Source organism: Pseudomonas sp. FP818, from assembly GCF_030687335.1.
Classification (GTDB): domain Bacteria; phylum Pseudomonadota; class Gammaproteobacteria; order Pseudomonadales; family Pseudomonadaceae; genus Aquipseudomonas; species Aquipseudomonas shahriarae.
Genome location: NZ_CP117427.1, coordinates 1858061 through 1875091, shown reverse-complemented (window position 1 = coordinate 1875091; position 17031 = coordinate 1858061). Strand labels below are relative to the sequence as shown.

Below are 17031 nucleotides of genomic sequence, written 5' to 3'. Positions count from 1 at the left end.
CCCTTTTTTATCCGCACAACCCGCGCCTGATCGCTTCACTCACCGCCTGGACCCGGTTATTGACGTGCAACTTGCCGTAGATATTGCGCAGGTGAAACTTCACCGTGGCCTGTGAGACACAGCGGATCCGGCTGATCTCCCACACTGTCTTGCCCTCCGTGGCCCAGCGCAGTATTTCCAACTCCTTGGCCGTCAGCGGCTTATCCGGCAACGACTGTGCGTCGCCTGCCCTGTCGTCGCACGCCTGCTCACAAACATCTGTTGCCACACTGACCGCCGGCCCAGGTACGGATGGGGTGGGCTCCTCTGGACTGCTCATGCTGCCTCTCCCTTTCGTAGTGGTTTGCACTGTCAATATTCGGACAACTCCTATTGACAGATAGGTACACAGCGACGGGAGAGTTACATAAAGCCAAGGGTTAACACATCGACCCTCAGACAAATAGCTGGAACTTACAAACTATAGAGTTCATTCCCACAAACTTATCCAACTTGAGCATATTGAATAAGTTTGCGGATAGTGAACTAAGGTCAATCATCCAGCCCCGGGAAACCTTGGGCGATCCCGCTGCCGGTCACTTGCGCCTCAGCCCCGGACGCCGTCTGGAACAGACTGATCGCGACCACACGCGGCTCCTCCCCCAGGTCAAACCAGCGTGGCATGCCGGCCGGTATGCGCAGCAGGTCGTGTTTTTCGCAGAGCACCGTGTAGACATAGTCGCCGATATGCAGGCCGAGCAAACCACGGCCGGCGGCGAACAAGCGGATCTCATCAGCCCCGTGGTAATGCTCATCGCGCAAACCTGCGGCAAGGGCAACCTTTTGCGGGTGCTCGCGGTTCACGCTCAACACTTGCACCTGCGCGTAGCCCTGTGCCGTCATCCAGCTGTCAATTTGCTCCTGGTACGCCGCCGTCACTTCGGCAGCACTGGCGCCGGCCTCGACACGGGTGCTGGCCTGCCAGCGTTCGAAGCCCACGCCCTGCTCGGCCAGGGTCGAGGCAATATCGTCAGCGTGGGTCAAGACCTTGTTCGGGGTGTCCGGGGTAGAAAGGTGATAAACGCAAAGAATGCTCATAAAAGGGGTCCTCGGGCGGTAAGAGTCTGCAGATGATGGGCCGGGCTCACGGCTGTTCCTCGGGCAAGCGCAGCGCCATGATCAACGCGGCGGCCAGGGCCGCGAGGCTGGCGATACTGAAGGTCAGGGTCGGCCCCAACTGGTTCCAGCTGTACCCGGAATACAAGGCGCCGAGCGCGCCGCCGGTGCCGGCCAGCGCCGCATACAAGGCCTGGCCCTGGCCTTGCTGGCGCGCACCGAAGCTGCGCTGCACAAATTGAATGGCCGCCGCATGAAAGCTGCCAAAGGTCGCGGCATGCAGCACCTGGGCGAGCAACAGCACCCACAGGAATTCGGCGAACGACCCCAGCAACAGCCAGCGTAACGCGGCCAACAGGAAACTGGCCACCAGCACCCGGCGCACCGAGAAGCGCGTGAGAATCCGGCTCATGGCCATGAACATCAACACTTCCGCCACCACACCCAAGGCCCACAGCAGGCCGATCACACCGCGGCTGTAACCGAGGTTTTCCAGGTGCAGGGTGAGGAAGGTGTAGTACGGGCCGTGGCTCATTTGCATCAACGCGACACAGGCGTAAAACGCCAGCACGCCAGGGCTGCGCAGTTGCCGCAGGAAGCCGTCGCCGGCACCGCGACCACCGGTGGCAGCCGGCTGGGCATTGGGCACCCACCAACTGGCACCGATGATGCCGGCCATGATCAACACGATCGCCACCGGGTAGATGTCCAGGCTCAGGGCCTCGAACAGGCGCCCCAGGGCGACGACCGCGAGGATAAACCCGACGGAGCCCCACAAGCGGACCTGGCTGTAGCGCGAGGTCTGACCTTGCAGGTGCGCCAGGGTGATGACCTCGAACTGCGGCAGCACCGCATGCCAGAAGAACGCGTGCAGGGCCATCACCAATGCCAGCCAGGCATAGCTCTGGCTGACAAAGATCAGCGAAAAACTGAGCAGCGTGCACACCGCGCCAAACCGCACAATGGCCAGGCGCCGCCCGGTGTAGTCACCCAGCCAGCCCCAGATATTGGGGGCCACGCAGCGCATCAGCATCGGGATTGCGACCAACTCGCCAATGCGCGCGCTGGAGAACCCCAGATGATGGAAGTACAGCGCCAGGAACGGCGCCGTCGCCCCCAGCAGGGCGAAATAGAACAGATAGAAGCTGGAAAGTCGCCAGTACGGGAGCGCTGTCACGGTCAGACCGTCACAGCTGGCCCAGCACCGGAGTAGTCACGCGCACATCGGCATTCTGCCCACGGTGCCGCAGCAGATGGTCCATCAGCACAATGGCCATCATTGCTTCGGCAATCGGCGTGGCGCGGATGCCGACGCACGGGTCATGGCGGCCCTTGGTAATCACATCCACCGGGTTGCCATGCACATCAATCGAACGCCCCGGCGTGGTGATGCTCGAGGTCGGCTTGAGCGCCAGGTGCGCCACAATCGGCTGGCCGGACGAGATACCGCCGAGAATGCCACCCGCATTGTTGCTGACAAAACCTTCGGGGGTCAGCTCATCGCGGTGCTCGGTGCCGCGCTGGGCGACACAGGCGAAGCCGGCGCCGATTTCCACGCCCTTGACCGCGTTGATGCTCATCAGCGCGTGGGCCAGTTCGGCGTCCAGGCGGTCGAAAATCGGCTCGCCCAGGCCCGGCATCACCCCTTCGGCGACCACGGTGATCTTCGCGCCCACCGAATCCTGGTCGCGGCGCAACTGGTCCATATAGGCTTCCAGTTCCGGCACCTTGTCCGGGTCGGGGCTGAAGAAAGCGTTGTCTTGCACGCTGTCCCAGGTCTTGAACGGGATTTCGATCGGGCCCAGTTGGCTCATATAGCCACGAATCAGGATGCCCTGGGTTGCCAGGTACTTCTTGGCAATGGCTCCGGCGGCCACGCGCATCGCGGTTTCCCGCGCCGAACTGCGGCCGCCGCCACGGTAGTCGCGCTCACCGTATTTATGGTGGTAGGTGTAGTCGGCGTGGGCCGGGCGGAACAGATCCTTGATCGCCGAGTAGTCCTTGGACTTCTGGTCAGTGTTGCGGATCAGCAGGCCGATGGCGCAACCGGTGGTGCGACCCTCGAACACGCCGGAGAGGATCTCGACTTCGTCGGGCTCCTGGCGCTGGGTGGTGTGGCGGCTGGTGCCGGGCTTGCGGCGGTCGAGGTCGCGCTGCAGGTCGTCCAGGGACAGCTCAAGGCCGGGCGGGCAGCCGTCGACAATGGCGACCAACGCCGGACCATGGCTTTCGCCCGCGGTGGTGACAGTGAACAGCTTGCCGTAGGTATTGCCGGACATGCAGAGCGCTCCGTGAAATCAGTTGAATCAACTCAACCGTGATAACTAAGCGCGCCAGTATACGCAGGCTCACCCAGTAGTTCATCCTCGAAACCTTCCCGGTAGACGTTGGTCCAACCGGCACCTTCCTCATGATGGCGCGATGATGCTGCGAGTTTTGCTGTTTACCCTCACCCTGTTCTGTAGCGTCGCCCACGCCGCCAGCCCTGTCGTACTGCAACGACCCATCAGCCTGGACACCGGCAGCGGCGAGCTGTTTGGCTCATTACTGCTGCCCCAATCCGACAAACCCGTGCCTGTAGTGCTGATCATTGCAGGCTCCGGCCCCACCGACCGCAACGGCAACAGTGCCGAAGGCGCGCGCAATGACAGCCTCAAGCGCCTGGCCTGGGTGCTGGCGCGCCATAACATTGCCAGCGTGCGCTACGACAAACGCGGCGTGGCCGCCAGCCTCAAGGCCACGCCAGACGAGCGCAACCTGACGCTGGACGCCTATGTGGCCGACGCCGTGGCCTGGGGCAAATCGCTCAAGGCCGATCCGCGCTTCGGGCGCCTGGTGGTGTTGGGGCACAGTGAAGGCGCGTTGGTGGCTGCCCTCGCCGCCCCTGAACTCAATCCCGACGGGGTGATTTCCCTGTCCGGCAGCGCCCGCCCGGTGGACCAGGTGATTCGCCAGCAATTGGCGGATCACCTGCCGCCGGCCCTGCTGCTGCGCAGCAACCAGATCCTCGACAGGCTCAAGGCCGGCCAGGTGGATGCTGATGTGCCGGGCCCGCTGCAGGGTATTTTCCGTCCCAGCGTGCAGCCGTACCTGATCAGCCTGTTTCGTGCGGACCCCGCAGCGGCGTTCGCCCGCCTGACGATGCCGGCCCTGATTGTCCAGGGCACCACCGACCTGCAAGTAGGGGTCGCCGATGCCCAGAAGCTCAAGCAGGCCAAACCCGACGCCGAATTGGCGGTGATTCCCGGCATGAACCACGTCATGCGCATCGTGCCCAACGAGGTGAAGCAGCAGTTGAGCTCCTACAACAATCCACAATTGCCCCTCGCCGATGCACTGGGTAGGCGTCTGGTTGGCTTTATCGACGGACTTCGCCACCGATAACCCACTATTTACCCTCCAGTCCTGGAAAGAACGGCCGATAAGCACAAGGTCGACAGCAAAAAGCCTGTCGACTAGCTGGGCTTGGACAGGATCGCGCCGAATGACGAACACCGAAGCAGTACCACAACCTCCCGCCGAAACCACCGCCGACACCGAAGCGGCGGCTGCGGCTGCGCTGCCGTGGGCAGAGGTTGAGGCCGAACACTTCAAAATGCTGCGCCTGGCGCCCTTGGCCACCGATCGCGCAACCGGCGCCCGGCCCTTGCGCTTTGTGCAGTTTGGCTACGCCGAGCGCAACAACAAGGACCACAGCCTGCTGCGCATGGTCATCCAGTTGCCTGCCCAACGGGTGCGGCGCGAACAGAATCACCTGGATGTGTGGGTCGATCATGCCACCCACCGCGTGCACTTCGGCCCAAACAACAGCCTGGAAATCGAACCCGCGAACCGAGGCCTTGGCCGCTTCCTGGTAGCCCAGGGCGCTGCGTGGGCAAAAAAGAAGTGGTCGCACTATCGCGTCGACGGCGTCGACCTGGCGAACAAGGACGCGCTGAACGAAGCCACGCGCCTGCGTCGCGACCACTTTTTGCGGATCCAGGGTTTTGATGTGGCCTATGCCGATGTCCAGCACCTGAAAGGCCATGTGCAGCCGGGCAAGGTCAGCGAAGTGCTGGACAGCTGGAACACCGAGAAGGTGCAGTTCGTGGAAATCCTCGAAGCGGCGCAGATGCTGCAACAGGCCGAACAAAACCTGGCCGAGCAGGAAGTGAAGCTGCGCCACGAGGAAGAAAAGGTCATCAAGTTCAAGCGCGAGGACAGCGGCTTGCGCTTCACCATCACCTGCCTGGTGGCGTTTACCGTGTTCCAGGCGGGATTATTGATCTGGATTGCGACGCATCGCTGACCACTCGATTTCACTGAACAATACAAATCAAATGTGGGAGCGGGCTTGCTCGCGAAAGCGGCGGATCAGTCGGTACATGTATTGACTGATCCATCGCTTTCGCGAGCAAGCCCGCTCCCACATTCAGTTCCGCCTGATCAGACGCGAGAGGCAAACACCGCCTGATGGGCCCGGCACTGCTCCGCCGTCAGCATGAATACGCCATGCCCGCCGTTCTGGAACTCCAGCCAGGCAAAATCCACTTCCGGGTACAGCGCTTCAACGTGCACCTGGCTGTTGCCCACCTCGACAATCAGCAAGCCCTTCTCGGTCAGATGATCGGCCGCCTCGGCCAACATCCGGCGCACCAGGTTCAAGCCATCGTCACCGCAGGCCAGGCCCAATTCGGGTTCGTGCTGGTATTCATCGGGCATGTCGGCAAAGTCTTCGGCATCGACATACGGCGGGTTGGACACAATCAGGTCAAAACGCTGGCCGGGCAAACCGTCGAAGCCATCACCCTGCACGGTGTACACGCGCTCGTCGGCGCCATGGCGCTCGATGTTCTGGTTGGCGACTTCCAGCGCTTCGAAGGACAAGTCCCCCAGCACCACTTCGGCTTCCTGGAACTCGTAGGCACAGGCGATGCCGATGCAACCGGAGCCGGTGCACAGGTCAAGGATGCGCGCCGGCGGCTGGGCCAGCCAGGGTTCAAAGCGGTTTTCGATCAACTCGCCAATCGGTGAGCGCGGGATCAGCACGCGCTCGTCGACGATAAACGACATGCCGCAGAACCAGGCTTCTTTCAACAGGTAGGCAGTGGGCACGCGCTCGTGGATACGACGATGCAGCAGACGCTGTACGTGGGAAATCTCTTCTTCTTCGAGGTTGCAATCCAGGTAGCTGTCGGCAATTTCCCAAGGCAGGTGCAGTGCACCCAGTACCAATTGCCGGGCTTCGTCCCAGGCATTGTCCGTACCATGGCCAAAAAACAGGTCTTCCCCATGGAAACGGCTGACAGCCCAACGGATATGGTCGCGCAAGGTGCGCAGGCGGGAAGTGATCACGGGGGCAAGCTCCAGGAAAAAACGACTGGCAATTCTAACAGCCTTAAGCTGTACGGACGATGTATGAAAAACTGCGACGGCGCGTCAGACTCAACCTGATTCAAGGTTTTTCTGTTATACCGCTGTCCCTCTTGACATGGCTGTAGGCCAACAACGGCGCACCTTACGTTAGTAGCGATTCACAGAACCGCTCAGCCAGAGGACAATGTCGCAAAAGCCCCACTCACAGGAGCCCCAGAATGTCCGTTCCAAAGACGATGTTTCAACTCAGCGGTCGCGGTTACGCACCGGCCAATTTGAGCCACGCGACCCTTGTGATCATCGATGCCCAGAAAGAATATTTGAGCGGCCCGCTCGCCCTGTCGGGCATGGACGCCGCCGTGGAAAACATCAAGCAACTGAGTGCTGCCGCCCGCAAGGCCGGGCGCCCGATCGTGCATGTCCGTCACCTGGGCACCGTCGGCGGCCTGTTCGACCCTCAGGGCGAGCGCGGCGAATTCATCCCCGGCCTGGAGCCGCACGATGACGAAACCATCATCGGCAAGCTGCTGCCCAGCGCTTTCCACGGCACGCCGCTGGAAAAAACCCTGCAGGAGCTGGGCTCCCTGGACTTGATCGTCTGTGGTTTCATGAGCCACTCCAGCGTCAGCACCACGGTGCGCGCAGCGAAGAACCTGGGCTTTCGTTGCACCCTGGTGGAAGACGCCTGCGCCACCCGCGACCTGCCTTACAAGGGCGGCATCCTCAGCGCCGAACATGTGCAGCAAACGGAAATGGCCATCATGGCCGACAACTTCGCCACCCTCGCCTTGACCCAAGATCTGATCTGATCGCACTGTTGATGAGCGGCGCGGCCACCTCAGGCCCCGCTCATCCGCTAAAGCCTGTCATTTACCGCAATTGCCTCCCAGCCCGGAACAAGTTGTTTATCTTCCGGTCGAAGGGCCGATACCCTGGAGGAAAGGTCGGAATGAAGATATCCGATGGTTTTGACGCTCGTCGCTTGCGCCCCAAGGGCCCGAGCAACTGGCGTCTGCGCCTGGGCGTAGCGTTTGCTGCGTTGCTCGCGCTGTTTGGCTTGCTGCTTTCGTTGGCGGGTGCAGCCGCGCTGCTGGGCCATTCGCCCGCGCTCGGCGAGCTCAATACCAGCCCCGGCGGCGCGGCGCTGCTGTTGGCCGGCGGGCTGTTGATCCTGTGGCTGGGAATTTGGTGGTGGCGCCGTTGCCGGCGCCGTATGCACCAGCCGCTGTCCCTGAACATCGCCTCGCACCTGATGAAAAAGCACGATTGAGGGAACACTGATAGCGTTTTGTCCCGCATCAACCGCCTCGATTTGGGTAAACTGCCCGCCCTTCGCGGAGGCTGACATGCAAGACGACGATTTTTCCCTGTTCAAAAACGAGCTGCGCGGTGTCAAGCCGATCAAGCACGACCGTGCCGACACCGGCAAACCCAAGACCGACCGCGCACAGATCGCCAAACTGCGCCAGGCGGCCACGGTGCGTACGGATGCCACCACGGTGGACGGTCTGTCGGACCAGTTCGTGATTGACGTCAGCCCCGAGGACGAGTTGATGTGGTCCCGCGACGGGGTCCAGGAAAGCCAGGTGCGCAAGCTCAAGGCCGGACAGATCCCCTTCGAAGGCAGCCTCGACCTGCACGGCATGACTGTGGAAAAGGCCCGGGAAACCCTCTGGGCCTTCCTGGCCGAAGCCACCAAGTTCGAAATCCGCTGCGTGCGCGTGACCCACGGCAAGGCCGTGCGCCTGGACGGCAAGCGCCCGATGATCAAAAGCCACGTCAACACCTGGTTGCGCCAGCACACCCAAGTGCTCGGTTTCACCTCCTGCCAACCGCGCCATGGCGGTGCCGGGGCGGTGTATGTGATGCTCAAGCGCACGATGCTCGAAGGGCGTGACGAGTAACCCACGCTTGCAGCGATCTGCCGGCCACCGTACCCTTGCACTTTGCGAAAATCCCACAGGTAGTTTCATGTCCCTGGAACAGAATTACACAGCGATTTTCAATGGGTAGTGGTAAGTAGTAGAAGCCAATGAGTCCGGGGGTTTGCTCCCTCAGAAACACCCGGATTTACCCTGGCAAACACGGTCATTGGTACAAAAAGTGGTACAAGATTAACCCCCTCCCCCGGCGTCCTGCCGACCGAACACAATCCACCACCAAGCAACCCAACTGCTACGCTGTTCACTCCAAGGAGGAACACCGATGCCGAACTCTGACCTGCTCCCTTCCCTGCTGTCCAAAATCAACGAAAACCAACTCGCCCTTGAAGCGGCCATCATGGAGCTGACAAATTGGGTTGAGCAGCAAGGCGGCACCGAAGTGGCCGACAACGTTCGCGGCGCATTGGACACCATCGACCGCAACGAAGAGTTCATCAAGCTAACCTTGGCCGTTTTCAACGCTCCCTGACTGATCGTCGGGAACACCTGCAGTTCGTCGCCTCACATCGCACAACCCGCAAACCTCGATTACTGTATGCACATACAGCATTCGGATTGCCCCACAATGAACATCGACGAAGACACCTCGACGTGGCTTGGGTGCCCTACGCCCCTGGAAATGTACAAGCACCAGTGCGCGCTACTCGAGGACGAGCTCACAACCGCCTATCGCCTGCTGAGCAAAGCGCGGGAGAACGTTGCGGGCCTGGTCCAGATGAATGACCTGCTCGCCACCGGAAAAGCGTCGGCAGAGACGGCACTGAGGGACGCCCTTGAGCGCATATCGGCGATGGGCAATGACCAGACTGACAAGAGAAGCTTTCGAAGCGTCGACCTGGTGACCGATCAACGCGACCACCTCTTCAGGGAGAATCAGCGGCTGCTGCTGGAGTTGAAAGTATTGAGGGGGCCACAGCCCTGACATACGCCTGGCACGCCCGCAGCGCGATCAATCCACCCACCGAACATTCGACATCCCGCGAATTATCGAGGTTACATGTTGAAAATACTCCAACTCGATGGCGGATTTGCCATGAGTCAATTTTCTGTGGAGTTCATCCTCGGGAGAAATCACAATACTCACGCCAATTTCCTGCATTAGATCGTCAAGCTTCTTTGATAAATGGTCTTCGGGTTCGGGCAACGCTGTTGATGGATCAAGTCTTAATTGGTTGGCGTAACCATCATACTTTGCCCAGTATTTATTTTGGGCCTCCTTAGCCTGCAACTTAATAGTTGAAACCAAGTCTTTTAATACGAGCCTATCCACACTTTTAAGTCGTGACAAATCGTACGAATTTAATACATCATCAATACACCCTGCGATATCTTTAGAGAACGATGCTCCGTCCTTTGCTTGACCCAAGGCTAGCTGACGCCAGCCACTACAATTAACAGCCTCATCTACAAGGTTACTCACGTCGGCGGTACGGACCCTAATGTAAAGGTCTGAAATCTGCTTGTTTAGCATATCCAATTCAAGTTCTTTTTTGGCGAGAGCCTCCTCAAGCTGAGCACTTTTATAAAGTGGAATAACTGTAAAATACAATGTAAGCAGGGTAACTACAAACAACCCTATCTGCACTACACTAGTAGCCCTAGACAGATACACATCTATTTTATGATTCACATCAATTCTCAATGAGTTCTTTACCCACCTCTAATAACACGCGGTTACAGCTGACAGCAATACCCGCTCATATCCGATTCTCTGCCTACGTTCGGCCAAAAGCGCCCTCACCTTGAGCTCCAAGCTGTCTGATTTATGGAGTCCTGCTGCCGCCCAGGCCGGGACGTCCACCATCTTCGTCTTGCAGGGCACCAGTACCGGCACCTCCACTCGCACAATGCGCACCTCAGGGTCCTTGCCCGCACACCCCGCAAGAAGTACCAATACAAACCCCATTATCAGAAATTTCATAACCCCAACTCCTGATCGATGATCAATGAAGCGGCCTGGGCCGGATCGCCGCCGGTTCGCCCCTGCAAAAGCTGATTGGCTGCCGCGTAGTCGGGCTGGGCCTCCTGCAGGGCTTTCTCATGCGCTAGTGCGGCGTTACGCTCCCGCAATTCGCCAGCTAGCACCAGGTCGCCGAGCTTTCTGCCCTGCTCCCCTGCCAACGCTTCAAGGTTGTCCCGGGCTGACCTGGCGGCGGCCAAGTCAGTGTTCGCGGCATCCAGCATCGGCCTGTAATGCCGTGCGGCCAGCCACACACCACCGCCCATACCAAGAATCACCAGCAGGATGGTCGCCAGGATGAGTCCTGCCAGCTTCTGGACGGGAGTCATCACGGCACGTCCTTGAAAAAGATGTGGTGCCCCAGGCGCAGCGTTTGCTTGGCCTTCGCCGCCCAGGACGGAGCCTTGGGCATCGTGGTTGCGTAGTAGTGCGTGGCCCCGCCGGTTGGGTCAGGCACCGCGCCGGCCATCACCTGGTCAGCAGCACACTGTGCCTGTGCGAACTGCGCGGCCGGGATCGGCTTCGCGCCGCTGAGGTAGGCGTAGTTCGGGTCGTTCTGGTTCCAGCAGCTGAACTGCCATGGCTTCAGGCACACGCCGGCGTAGCCCTCCCCCCACCAGGACTTGGCCTTACCGTCGAGCACGCGGTTGCGGATGGTCCAGGCCACGGCGATCTGGCCGGCCAGCCCCTCGCCACGGGCTTCACCCCAGAGCGTGCGCGCCAGGATGTCCCGGTCTTTTTCGGAAGTGGTCATGCTTTTCTCCAGGCAAAAATAAACCCGCTCGATGGCGGGTGGCGGTGTACAGCTAAAACTCAGTCGCTCACGGTCTCGGCGGCGGCTGGCAGCGGGAAGCGTTGCTTGATCGCCGCTACGGATGCCAGCCACTCGGCGTAGTCGGGCTCCAGCCCCTGGCTTAAGGCGTCGTAATCAGCTTCCAGGCGCAGCGGATCCGACTCGGAGAGGTACGCCGCCCGCCGCGAAGCCAGGGCAGCCTCCAGCGCCTCACGCTCACGCTCTTGCTGCAGCTGCTCGGCCGTCTTCATCATGCTGTAATCGATATTGCTCACTGGGGAAGCCTCACATTGCCATCAGGTGGATTGATGATGTCGGCCGGGTACAGCGCCGCTGCCGTTGCCTCGGGCCCAACCGGAAAACGAATGGTGATAATCAGCTCACCATCTACGCGGCGAACAGGTTGAGAGATCCACGTCCCGGAGATAGCCTCCATCGGAAGCGTAGCCCCTTCCGGAAGGGGCCTGAAGTCGTAACGCTCACCGTTGATTGTGAGTACGTCGCTGCGCTTTTTGATTTCAAGCGTTGCAGATGGATCAATCGGAGAATATGGAGACAGTTTAATAATCATTACTTCCACCTTCCCATTGCGATATAACCGACCATGTAAGTGTTGTTTTCTCCAGAAGTAATCTGCAATAAGGCCTGAGTACCGCCTATGGCCGTACCGGTGAACCGCTTAACAGTAGTGCCATTACCGTCAGAAACAGATGGATACTCAAGCGTCGGCACAAGCGTCGGAGTCTGGATAAAATCAGCCGGAAAGGTTGGGTAAAAATCCGCCCTGACATTTGCGACAACAGAAACAGACATCCTTGTCCCAGAACAAAACATCGTGCCATCGGGAAACTTGACGAATGTACCGTTGGCATTAATACCCCACACAATGGGATCAGAAATACCAAGTGCAGTTTTGGCCCCTGCAAGACTGTTAGCGCCCGTGCCGCCCTTCGATAATGGAAGAGCCCCAGGGAGCGCGCCGCTTCCGTCAGCACCAAGCGCAATATAAAGCTCTTGCGTCATATCGTTAATTTTTATGTTCGCAGAACGCGTAGTATCGCCCCCTGCACCGTTCGGCAATACGCCGAGGTTAATTGCCTGTCTGGCCATGGGTGGGTTCTCTTGATCTAATTTAAGAAATCGGCTTCGCAAAGACTACCGAGATATACTGCGCGGTCGGTAGGTCTACTCCAGTAGCTTGAATCACCAGCCTGTTCCCGCCGTAATCCCAGACCGCTTGGACTACGCCCTGTCTTGATACCGTGCCCGCCATGTCCATGGCGATATTGTTTAAAAGCATGTAGTCGCCAGTGTTGATCGGTGAAAAAGCGGACCAGCTATACCTGTAAACTCCTGGCTGTGTTTGCTCTGCCCCGAGGTAGTTCCAGGCGGATATGGTGCGAGTGAATTGCGCGCACGGCGTCCCGCTATCAAAAATAATCTTCGAGGTTGCATCCCATAGCCTTAGACCGTAATCAGCAATTGGCGAGGACTTGAATGCAGCGATAAACCACTTCCCGCTTGAATGACTTCCCTTCAGGGTGTTGAACCTAAAGGCGTGCCAGTTCCCTGGTTCGCCTTGCACCAGGCAGAATGCAAAGTAGTCATCTTGATCTGGCCTGACAAAAACTAAAGGGGGCTCATCGGTTGTAATTACACTTGAAAATGCAATCCCTATCCCGCCGCTTCCGCCCCATGTGCCGCTATCAAGAATTACAAGTCTTGCGAATTCAGAGTCAAGCGTTACTACGTTGTCGTTGTTTGTGAATGTAAGTCCGTACGTCATTACCTATACCTCGTGACTATAAGTCTCTGGGTAGTTGTTCCGGTCGGCCCCGTAGTTGCTGCTGGGCTTCCGAAAAAAACCCTTACATATCCCTCGTAGACGTACGGCGTGAAAGCTATTGCGCTTACCTGCTGCCCAGTAGTTAGGTAGGGGACCACAGGGATGCACACGCAAGAATCCTTGCTTGGCGTAACCCCGGGTATGGGTATATCAACAAAGCGCCCAGCCGTTTTTGGTACGAGCGCCGAATAAATAACCCTGACAGTAAAGGATGTTTCATCCAGCTGGAGAGCTCCGTCAGCCCCCCATATCCTTATTCCATAACTCATGCGGAAAGGTCTCCCCACTGGTATCGTTTAACACCATTTTCGTCATAGACCTTGCCACCTCGGTTATTAATCACCTGCCTGGCCTGCCCACCGAATGCGCCATTAATCTCAAACGTCCCATCGAAGAACAGCTTCCAGCCACTGGTACCAGCAACGTAGTTGTTCGATTGGATGTAGTTGCCGATCTTGGCATTGGTGATGGAGGCATCTTGGATAAACGCGGCTTTAATGAACGTCTGACCGTCCGTTACAGCAAACGGAATTGTGCCGCCCTGCCCAATGGCGAACATGTCCGCGTCGATAATGAACTTGGACTGTAAGCCGCCAGGGCCGTTTTCTAGGCCGAGCCCCACACCGGCATATTTATATTCACCTGTAGCCGAGGTGTACTGCAGGCGCACCGACCATGTAGCAGAAACCTTGCCGTCGACGTCCTGAATAGCTTCGGCGTTCTGTGCGATCGACAGGTTGGCCCCATTGAGATTGGTTTCTACGGTCGTAATTTGCTGGCCAAGCACCCCATCTGCCGCTACCCGAGCCGCCGTTTCCGTTTGTATAGCGGTAGAGTTGCCCCCAACTTGTGCGCCAAGAGTAGTGATTTGTTGAGCCAGGGCAGTGTCGGCAGAGACTCGCGCCGTGGTCTCGGTTGATATCGCGGCAGTGTTGGCGTTTACCGAGGCTTCAACCAAGTCAGTGCGCTTGCTTTGAGCGTAATCACCCTCGGCAATTGCAGACCATACGGACCACACGCCCGCGCTGACAGTGTTGTCGCCGGCGTTGGTGGTCGTGTCGCCTGCATAGGTTGGATTGACCTGAGCGTAAACCCCATCAACCTTTTCAGATGTTGCAACCAGCTTGCCATCAACCTCGGCGATATCCAGGGTGTTCTGGTGGACCTCGCCCGCAAGCGCATTGGCCTCTTCGAGAGTTGAACCGATGTCCTTCCACGGAGCTGCCGGAGGAGCGATCCCCGCAGCTACAGGCCCTTCTGCCTGATAAATCCGCTGTCCTTGGCGTACCATATCGCCTTTAACGTAGGGCTTCTCAGGGTCGTATGCCAGAGCGTCGGCGAAGTCTTGAACGGCCTGATCGATCCTCGCGTTGACGGATCCGGGGCCACTACCGTCGATCAAGTCGATTCGGTCGTTAAGCTCTTTGCCGATCGCGCTCTCGTCAATTTTCCCTTTGATCTGCTCAAGAATCGGCCCTGCATCAGAACTGGCCTGACCCATCACGCCATTACCGATCGGATAGAACGGCCCCACGTTGCCGGTACGATCCACCAGGCGCGCCCAGAAGAACAGGGTTGCACCAGCCAGCAGCGATTGCATGCGATAGTCAGCCTGAGGGTATGCCAGGTCGGCCAGCTTGGTCGACGCGCCCAGGTCGTTCGCAGGGCCATACCAGATCTCGGTACGCTGGGTGTCTTCTGCACCTGGTGGGAAACCCCACTTGATGCTGATCCCGAACAGTTCGCTGGTTGTGGTCAGGAACGCCACCGCCGGCGGCAAGCCTACCTTGCCTTCCAGGCTGGTCAGCGCTGACGTGACAGGGATCGACGAAACGTTGAGCGCACTCACCGCCCGCACCCTGGCCATGTACTGCCCGGAATAGATACCGCGCACATCGGCCATCAGTTCACCGGTACGCGGTACCGGAACCCACTCGCGAGCGCCCCACTTCCATTCGACGTCATAACCCACGGCGTTTGGCGCCGCGTCCCAGGCAATCGACATGACGGTGACAGCAATGCCCTGCTCGATCACTACGTGCTGGCTCAGCATCACTCGCGCCGGGGCGTCCTGGGTACCGACAGGAATCCCGGTGATTGGCCGGGTGTCGACCACGGCGCCGTTGTCGATAGCGTCGAATTTGCTCGGGTCGTGCTGGATCACTTCGAACTGGAACTGGTGCCACTCCGGCCGCGTGACGTTGCGGACGTAGAACTGCATCAGCTTCAGGTCTTCGTAATCAAGAATCCATCCGCTTTCCGCCTGGGGCTGCTCGCTGAAATCCGCCATCACGGTCACGTCACGACCGGCAACAGACTTCACTACCCGTCCCTCAGACTTGCCGCTGGGTAGGTTGACCATCAGACGAGCGCCCACCGGCACGGTGGTGTCACGGTCGAGCGTCACCACGCGCCCAGCCGCCGCCGATATGCGCCCGCCATTGTTCCGGCCAACCAACATCGGGTCCGCCACGGCGATGACTTGACCAGGCTTCGGGATGTCACCATCGAGACCAACACGGAACACGCCGCCTTGGGTCTGTAGCTTTTCGGTCAAGGCCGCCCACTGCCCAGCGCGCTGGGCCTGGCCCAGAGAGGTGCATCCAATAGCGCCGACGGTGGTTTCACGGACCATGCCGCCGAGCTCGACCATTGCCTCATCGTCGAATACCGGCTCCTTGTCGGTTTCGAAACCCTGGTCCGGGTTATCCCAGGACACCATGTAGAGCGTATGGCGGTCGCGGGCCCGGGTGCCTTCGTACTTGATGGCGCCGTTGTTCAGGATCTGCGTCTGGTTGTAGGTGTACACCGGATCACCCGGCATATCGGCATTGACCACGATCTGGCTGCCGTCCCAAAAGGCCAGGCCGTGGAAGATTGAGGCCAGGTCCTGCAGCACCGCATAGGCTTCGGCCTGTTTCTGGAAGTACAGATTGCAGGTAAAGCGCGGCTCCGTGCCGCCCTTGCCGTCCGGCACCATCTGATCGCAGTACTGCGCGATGCGGTAAAGCGACCAGCGATCCACCATTGTCGCGTCGATTCGGTCACCAAGACCGTAGTACGGGTGCAGCACCAGGTCGTAGAAGATCCAGGCGGGGTTGTTGGTATAGGCCTCTTTAAACGTGCCATCCCAAATACCATTGCTCGTACCGGTGCCGGATGTTGCGTAGGTTCGGGTCTCCGCGTCGTAGTTGGAGGGCACACGAATAATGCGCCCGCGCATCAGAGCCGCAATCTTGGCGATATCGCCGCCGAAGGTCTGGGCGTCGTACTCGATGCTGCTGACTGCTGTGAGCGGGTATTCCTGATCGCTATCGACAACCTCGGCGATGGCCTTGACGACCATCTGGTCAACCACCAGATCGCCGTTGGCGTTGGGAGTCAGGCGCCGAACACGGATAGTCCAGCGGCTGCCCGCCGGCAACTCCAGGCGGTGCGCGCGCTCGTACTCTGTGACGTTCTTGCGATCAACAAACGAGACCAGAGCCTCGACGTAGGGCCCGTTATCGGTGGAGATGTCCACGGCATAGTCAATGCGCACGCCGTTGATGTTGCCGGCGGCATCCTGGCTGCGAAGGGTTGGCCAGCTCAGGCGCAGGCGAATCGCATCAATCACCGAATTGGTGATGGTGTGCAGCCAAGGCGTGCCGAAGATCAGCTCCTGCTTTACGTCGATCTCGTTGCTGGACTCAGTGTTACCTTCCAGCCGCTCTTGATTCAGCTCGCCATTACGGAACTGCCATTTAACGCCCGGGTAGTTGATCGTCCCGTCAGGCGCTTGGATCGGCGTGCCGTCCAACTTGAGAGAGCGCAAGCCGTCAACCAGCCCAACAATGGGGCCCCAGCTCCACAGATAGACGATGCGAGCAGTAGAGATCGACGGAACGCTGTTCTGCGCAATGCTCGGCTTTTTCTGTTTGGCCTGGCCGCCCTTGCTGCCGATCACGGCGCGGCGCGTGCGAGGGGCTACACGCCGCGCCTTCTTTGCTGCTGCGCTCATGCGCCCTCCAGAATGCAAAAACCCGCCGAAGCGGGTTGG

21 protein-coding genes are annotated in these 17031 nt (G+C 59.2%); 7 read left to right on the top strand and 14 right to left on the bottom strand.

The genetic code is table 11. The features are described from left to right. Positions 1–7: 7 nt before the first annotated feature. The 4 genes from PSH80_RS08705 to aroC all read right to left on the bottom strand — a co-directional run bounded on the left by PSH80_RS08705 (position 8) and on the right by aroC (position 3374). The gene (locus PSH80_RS08705) at positions 8–319 is read right to left on the bottom strand and encodes a response regulator transcription factor (RefSeq protein ID WP_081044200.1); all 312 of its coding nucleotides are present in this window, start codon (positions 317–319) and stop codon (positions 8–10) included. Between the two features lie 212 nt (positions 320–531). Further along, entirely contained in the window at positions 532–1077 is a 546-nt protein-coding gene (locus PSH80_RS08700; protein ID WP_057440742.1) for an acireductone dioxygenase, read from the bottom strand. Positions 1078–1123: 46 nt separating this feature from the next. Beyond that, positions 1124–2272, bottom strand: coding sequence for an MFS transporter (locus PSH80_RS08695; RefSeq protein WP_057440740.1), 1149 nt, complete (start codon positions 2270–2272; stop codon positions 1124–1126). Positions 2273–2282: 10 nt separating this feature from the next. Then, complete coding sequence (gene aroC / locus PSH80_RS08690) at positions 2283–3374, bottom strand: chorismate synthase (protein ID WP_057440738.1); 1092 nt, start codon at positions 3372–3374, stop codon at positions 2283–2285. 142 nt (positions 3375–3516) lie between these two features. On the opposite strand from aroC, the gene PSH80_RS08685 reads away from it, so the two are divergent. Then, positions 3517–4479 carry an alpha/beta hydrolase gene (locus tag PSH80_RS08685; RefSeq protein ID WP_057958877.1) on the top strand — a complete coding sequence of 321 codons (963 nt, stop codon included), beginning with the start codon at positions 3517–3519 and terminating at the stop codon, positions 4477–4479. Between the two features lie 100 nt (positions 4480–4579). Continuing rightward, complete coding sequence (locus PSH80_RS08680) at positions 4580–5383, top strand: hypothetical protein (RefSeq protein WP_057958876.1); 804 nt, start codon at positions 4580–4582, stop codon at positions 5381–5383. A 137-nt stretch (positions 5384–5520) separates the two neighbouring features. Here the strand turns inward: PSH80_RS08680 and prmB are convergent, their stop codons facing one another. Beyond that, positions 5521–6429, bottom strand: coding sequence for a 50S ribosomal protein L3 N(5)-glutamine methyltransferase (gene prmB, locus PSH80_RS08675; protein ID WP_057440732.1), 909 nt, complete (start codon positions 6427–6429; stop codon positions 5521–5523). A 239-nt stretch (positions 6430–6668) separates the two neighbouring features. Between prmB and PSH80_RS08670 the strand changes: the two genes are divergently transcribed. From PSH80_RS08670 to PSH80_RS08650, 5 genes are all read left to right on the top strand, one after another. Further along, a complete protein-coding gene (locus PSH80_RS08670; protein WP_057959045.1) occupies positions 6669–7259 on the top strand; it encodes a cysteine hydrolase family protein in 591 nt (196 codons plus the stop codon). A gap of 140 nt (positions 7260–7399) precedes the next feature. After that, a complete protein-coding gene (locus PSH80_RS08665) occupies positions 7400–7720 on the top strand; it encodes a hypothetical protein (RefSeq protein ID WP_057440727.1) in 321 nt (106 codons plus the stop codon). 76 nt (positions 7721–7796) lie between these two features. Further along, positions 7797–8354 (top strand): Smr/MutS family protein, encoded by a 558-nt coding sequence (locus tag PSH80_RS08660; protein WP_057959044.1) that lies wholly within the window; start codon positions 7797–7799, stop codon positions 8352–8354. 301 nt (positions 8355–8655) lie between these two features. After that, positions 8656–8862: a hypothetical protein gene (locus PSH80_RS08655; protein WP_198849159.1), complete on the top strand. Its 207-nt coding sequence runs from the start codon at positions 8656–8658 to the stop codon at positions 8860–8862. A 96-nt stretch (positions 8863–8958) separates the two neighbouring features. Then, positions 8959–9315, top strand: coding sequence for a hypothetical protein (locus PSH80_RS08650; protein WP_273865876.1), 357 nt, complete (start codon positions 8959–8961; stop codon positions 9313–9315). 27 nt (positions 9316–9342) lie between these two features. Here the strand turns inward: PSH80_RS08650 and PSH80_RS08645 are convergent, their stop codons facing one another. The 9 genes from PSH80_RS08645 to PSH80_RS08605 all read right to left on the bottom strand — a co-directional run bounded on the left by PSH80_RS08645 (position 9343) and on the right by PSH80_RS08605 (position 16992). Continuing rightward, positions 9343–10023 carry a hypothetical protein gene (locus tag PSH80_RS08645; RefSeq protein ID WP_305419889.1) on the bottom strand — a complete coding sequence of 227 codons (681 nt, stop codon included), beginning with the start codon at positions 10021–10023 and terminating at the stop codon, positions 9343–9345. A gap of 30 nt (positions 10024–10053) precedes the next feature. Further along, positions 10054–10314, bottom strand: a complete 261-nt coding sequence (locus PSH80_RS08640; protein ID WP_305419887.1) for a hypothetical protein — start codon at positions 10312–10314, stop codon at positions 10054–10056. Next, positions 10311–10682: a hypothetical protein gene (locus PSH80_RS08635; RefSeq protein ID WP_305419885.1), complete on the bottom strand. Its 372-nt coding sequence runs from the start codon at positions 10680–10682 to the stop codon at positions 10311–10313. The genes PSH80_RS08640 and PSH80_RS08635 overlap by 4 nt, the downstream gene beginning before the upstream one ends. Beyond that, the gene (locus PSH80_RS08630) at positions 10682–11107 is read right to left on the bottom strand and encodes a cell wall hydrolase (protein WP_305419883.1); all 426 of its coding nucleotides are present in this window, start codon (positions 11105–11107) and stop codon (positions 10682–10684) included. The genes PSH80_RS08635 and PSH80_RS08630 overlap by 1 nt, the downstream gene beginning before the upstream one ends. A gap of 59 nt (positions 11108–11166) precedes the next feature. Further along, complete coding sequence (locus PSH80_RS08625; protein ID WP_170043577.1) at positions 11167–11421, bottom strand: hypothetical protein; 255 nt, start codon at positions 11419–11421, stop codon at positions 11167–11169. Beyond that, positions 11418–11717: a hypothetical protein gene (locus PSH80_RS08620; RefSeq protein WP_170042754.1), complete on the bottom strand. Its 300-nt coding sequence runs from the start codon at positions 11715–11717 to the stop codon at positions 11418–11420. The genes PSH80_RS08625 and PSH80_RS08620 overlap by 4 nt, the downstream gene beginning before the upstream one ends. Continuing rightward, a complete protein-coding gene (locus PSH80_RS08615) occupies positions 11717–12256 on the bottom strand; it encodes a hypothetical protein (RefSeq protein WP_305419878.1) in 540 nt (179 codons plus the stop codon). The genes PSH80_RS08620 and PSH80_RS08615 overlap by 1 nt, the downstream gene beginning before the upstream one ends. Before the next feature lie 22 nt (positions 12257–12278). Beyond that, positions 12279–12932, bottom strand: a complete 654-nt coding sequence (locus PSH80_RS08610; RefSeq protein WP_305419876.1) for a hypothetical protein — start codon at positions 12930–12932, stop codon at positions 12279–12281. A gap of 325 nt (positions 12933–13257) precedes the next feature. After that, positions 13258–16992: a phage tail protein gene (locus PSH80_RS08605; RefSeq protein WP_305419875.1), complete on the bottom strand. Its 3735-nt coding sequence runs from the start codon at positions 16990–16992 to the stop codon at positions 13258–13260. Positions 16993–17031 lie beyond the last annotated feature (39 nt).

Bases quoted from the DNA above. Each gene is read 5' to 3' on its own strand.
- PSH80_RS08605 (WP_305419875.1), bottom strand. From the start codon at position 16,992: ATGAGCGCAGCAGCAAAGAAGGCGCGGCGTGTAGCCCCTCGCACGCGC.
- PSH80_RS08610 (WP_305419876.1), bottom strand. From the start codon at position 12,932: ATGACGTACGGACTTACATTCACAAACAACGACAACGTAGTAACGCTT.
- PSH80_RS08685 (WP_057958877.1), top strand. From the start codon at position 3,517: ATGATGCTGCGAGTTTTGCTGTTTACCCTCACCCTGTTCTGTAGCGTC.
- PSH80_RS08700 (WP_057440742.1), bottom strand. From the start codon at position 1,077: ATGAGCATTCTTTGCGTTTATCACCTTTCTACCCCGGACACCCCGAAC.
- PSH80_RS08630 (WP_305419883.1), bottom strand. From the start codon at position 11,107: ATGACCACTTCCGAAAAAGACCGGGACATCCTGGCGCGCACGCTCTGG.
- PSH80_RS08615 (WP_305419878.1), bottom strand. From the start codon at position 12,256: ATGGCCAGACAGGCAATTAACCTCGGCGTATTGCCGAACGGTGCAGGG.
- PSH80_RS08670 (WP_057959045.1), top strand. From the start codon at position 6,669: ATGTCCGTTCCAAAGACGATGTTTCAACTCAGCGGTCGCGGTTACGCA.
- PSH80_RS08650 (WP_273865876.1), top strand. From the start codon at position 8,959: ATGAACATCGACGAAGACACCTCGACGTGGCTTGGGTGCCCTACGCCC.
- aroC (WP_057440738.1), bottom strand. From the start codon at position 3,374: ATGTCCGGCAATACCTACGGCAAGCTGTTCACTGTCACCACCGCGGGC.
- PSH80_RS08620 (WP_170042754.1), bottom strand. From the start codon at position 11,717: ATGATTATTAAACTGTCTCCATATTCTCCGATTGATCCATCTGCAACG.
- PSH80_RS08660 (WP_057959044.1), top strand. From the start codon at position 7,797: ATGCAAGACGACGATTTTTCCCTGTTCAAAAACGAGCTGCGCGGTGTC.
- PSH80_RS08655 (WP_198849159.1), top strand. From the start codon at position 8,656: ATGCCGAACTCTGACCTGCTCCCTTCCCTGCTGTCCAAAATCAACGAA.
- PSH80_RS08680 (WP_057958876.1), top strand. From the start codon at position 4,580: ATGACGAACACCGAAGCAGTACCACAACCTCCCGCCGAAACCACCGCC.
- PSH80_RS08705 (WP_081044200.1), bottom strand. From the start codon at position 319: ATGAGCAGTCCAGAGGAGCCCACCCCATCCGTACCTGGGCCGGCGGTC.
- PSH80_RS08665 (WP_057440727.1), top strand. From the start codon at position 7,400: ATGAAGATATCCGATGGTTTTGACGCTCGTCGCTTGCGCCCCAAGGGC.
- PSH80_RS08635 (WP_305419885.1), bottom strand. From the start codon at position 10,682: ATGACTCCCGTCCAGAAGCTGGCAGGACTCATCCTGGCGACCATCCTG.
- PSH80_RS08640 (WP_305419887.1), bottom strand. From the start codon at position 10,314: ATGAAATTTCTGATAATGGGGTTTGTATTGGTACTTCTTGCGGGGTGT.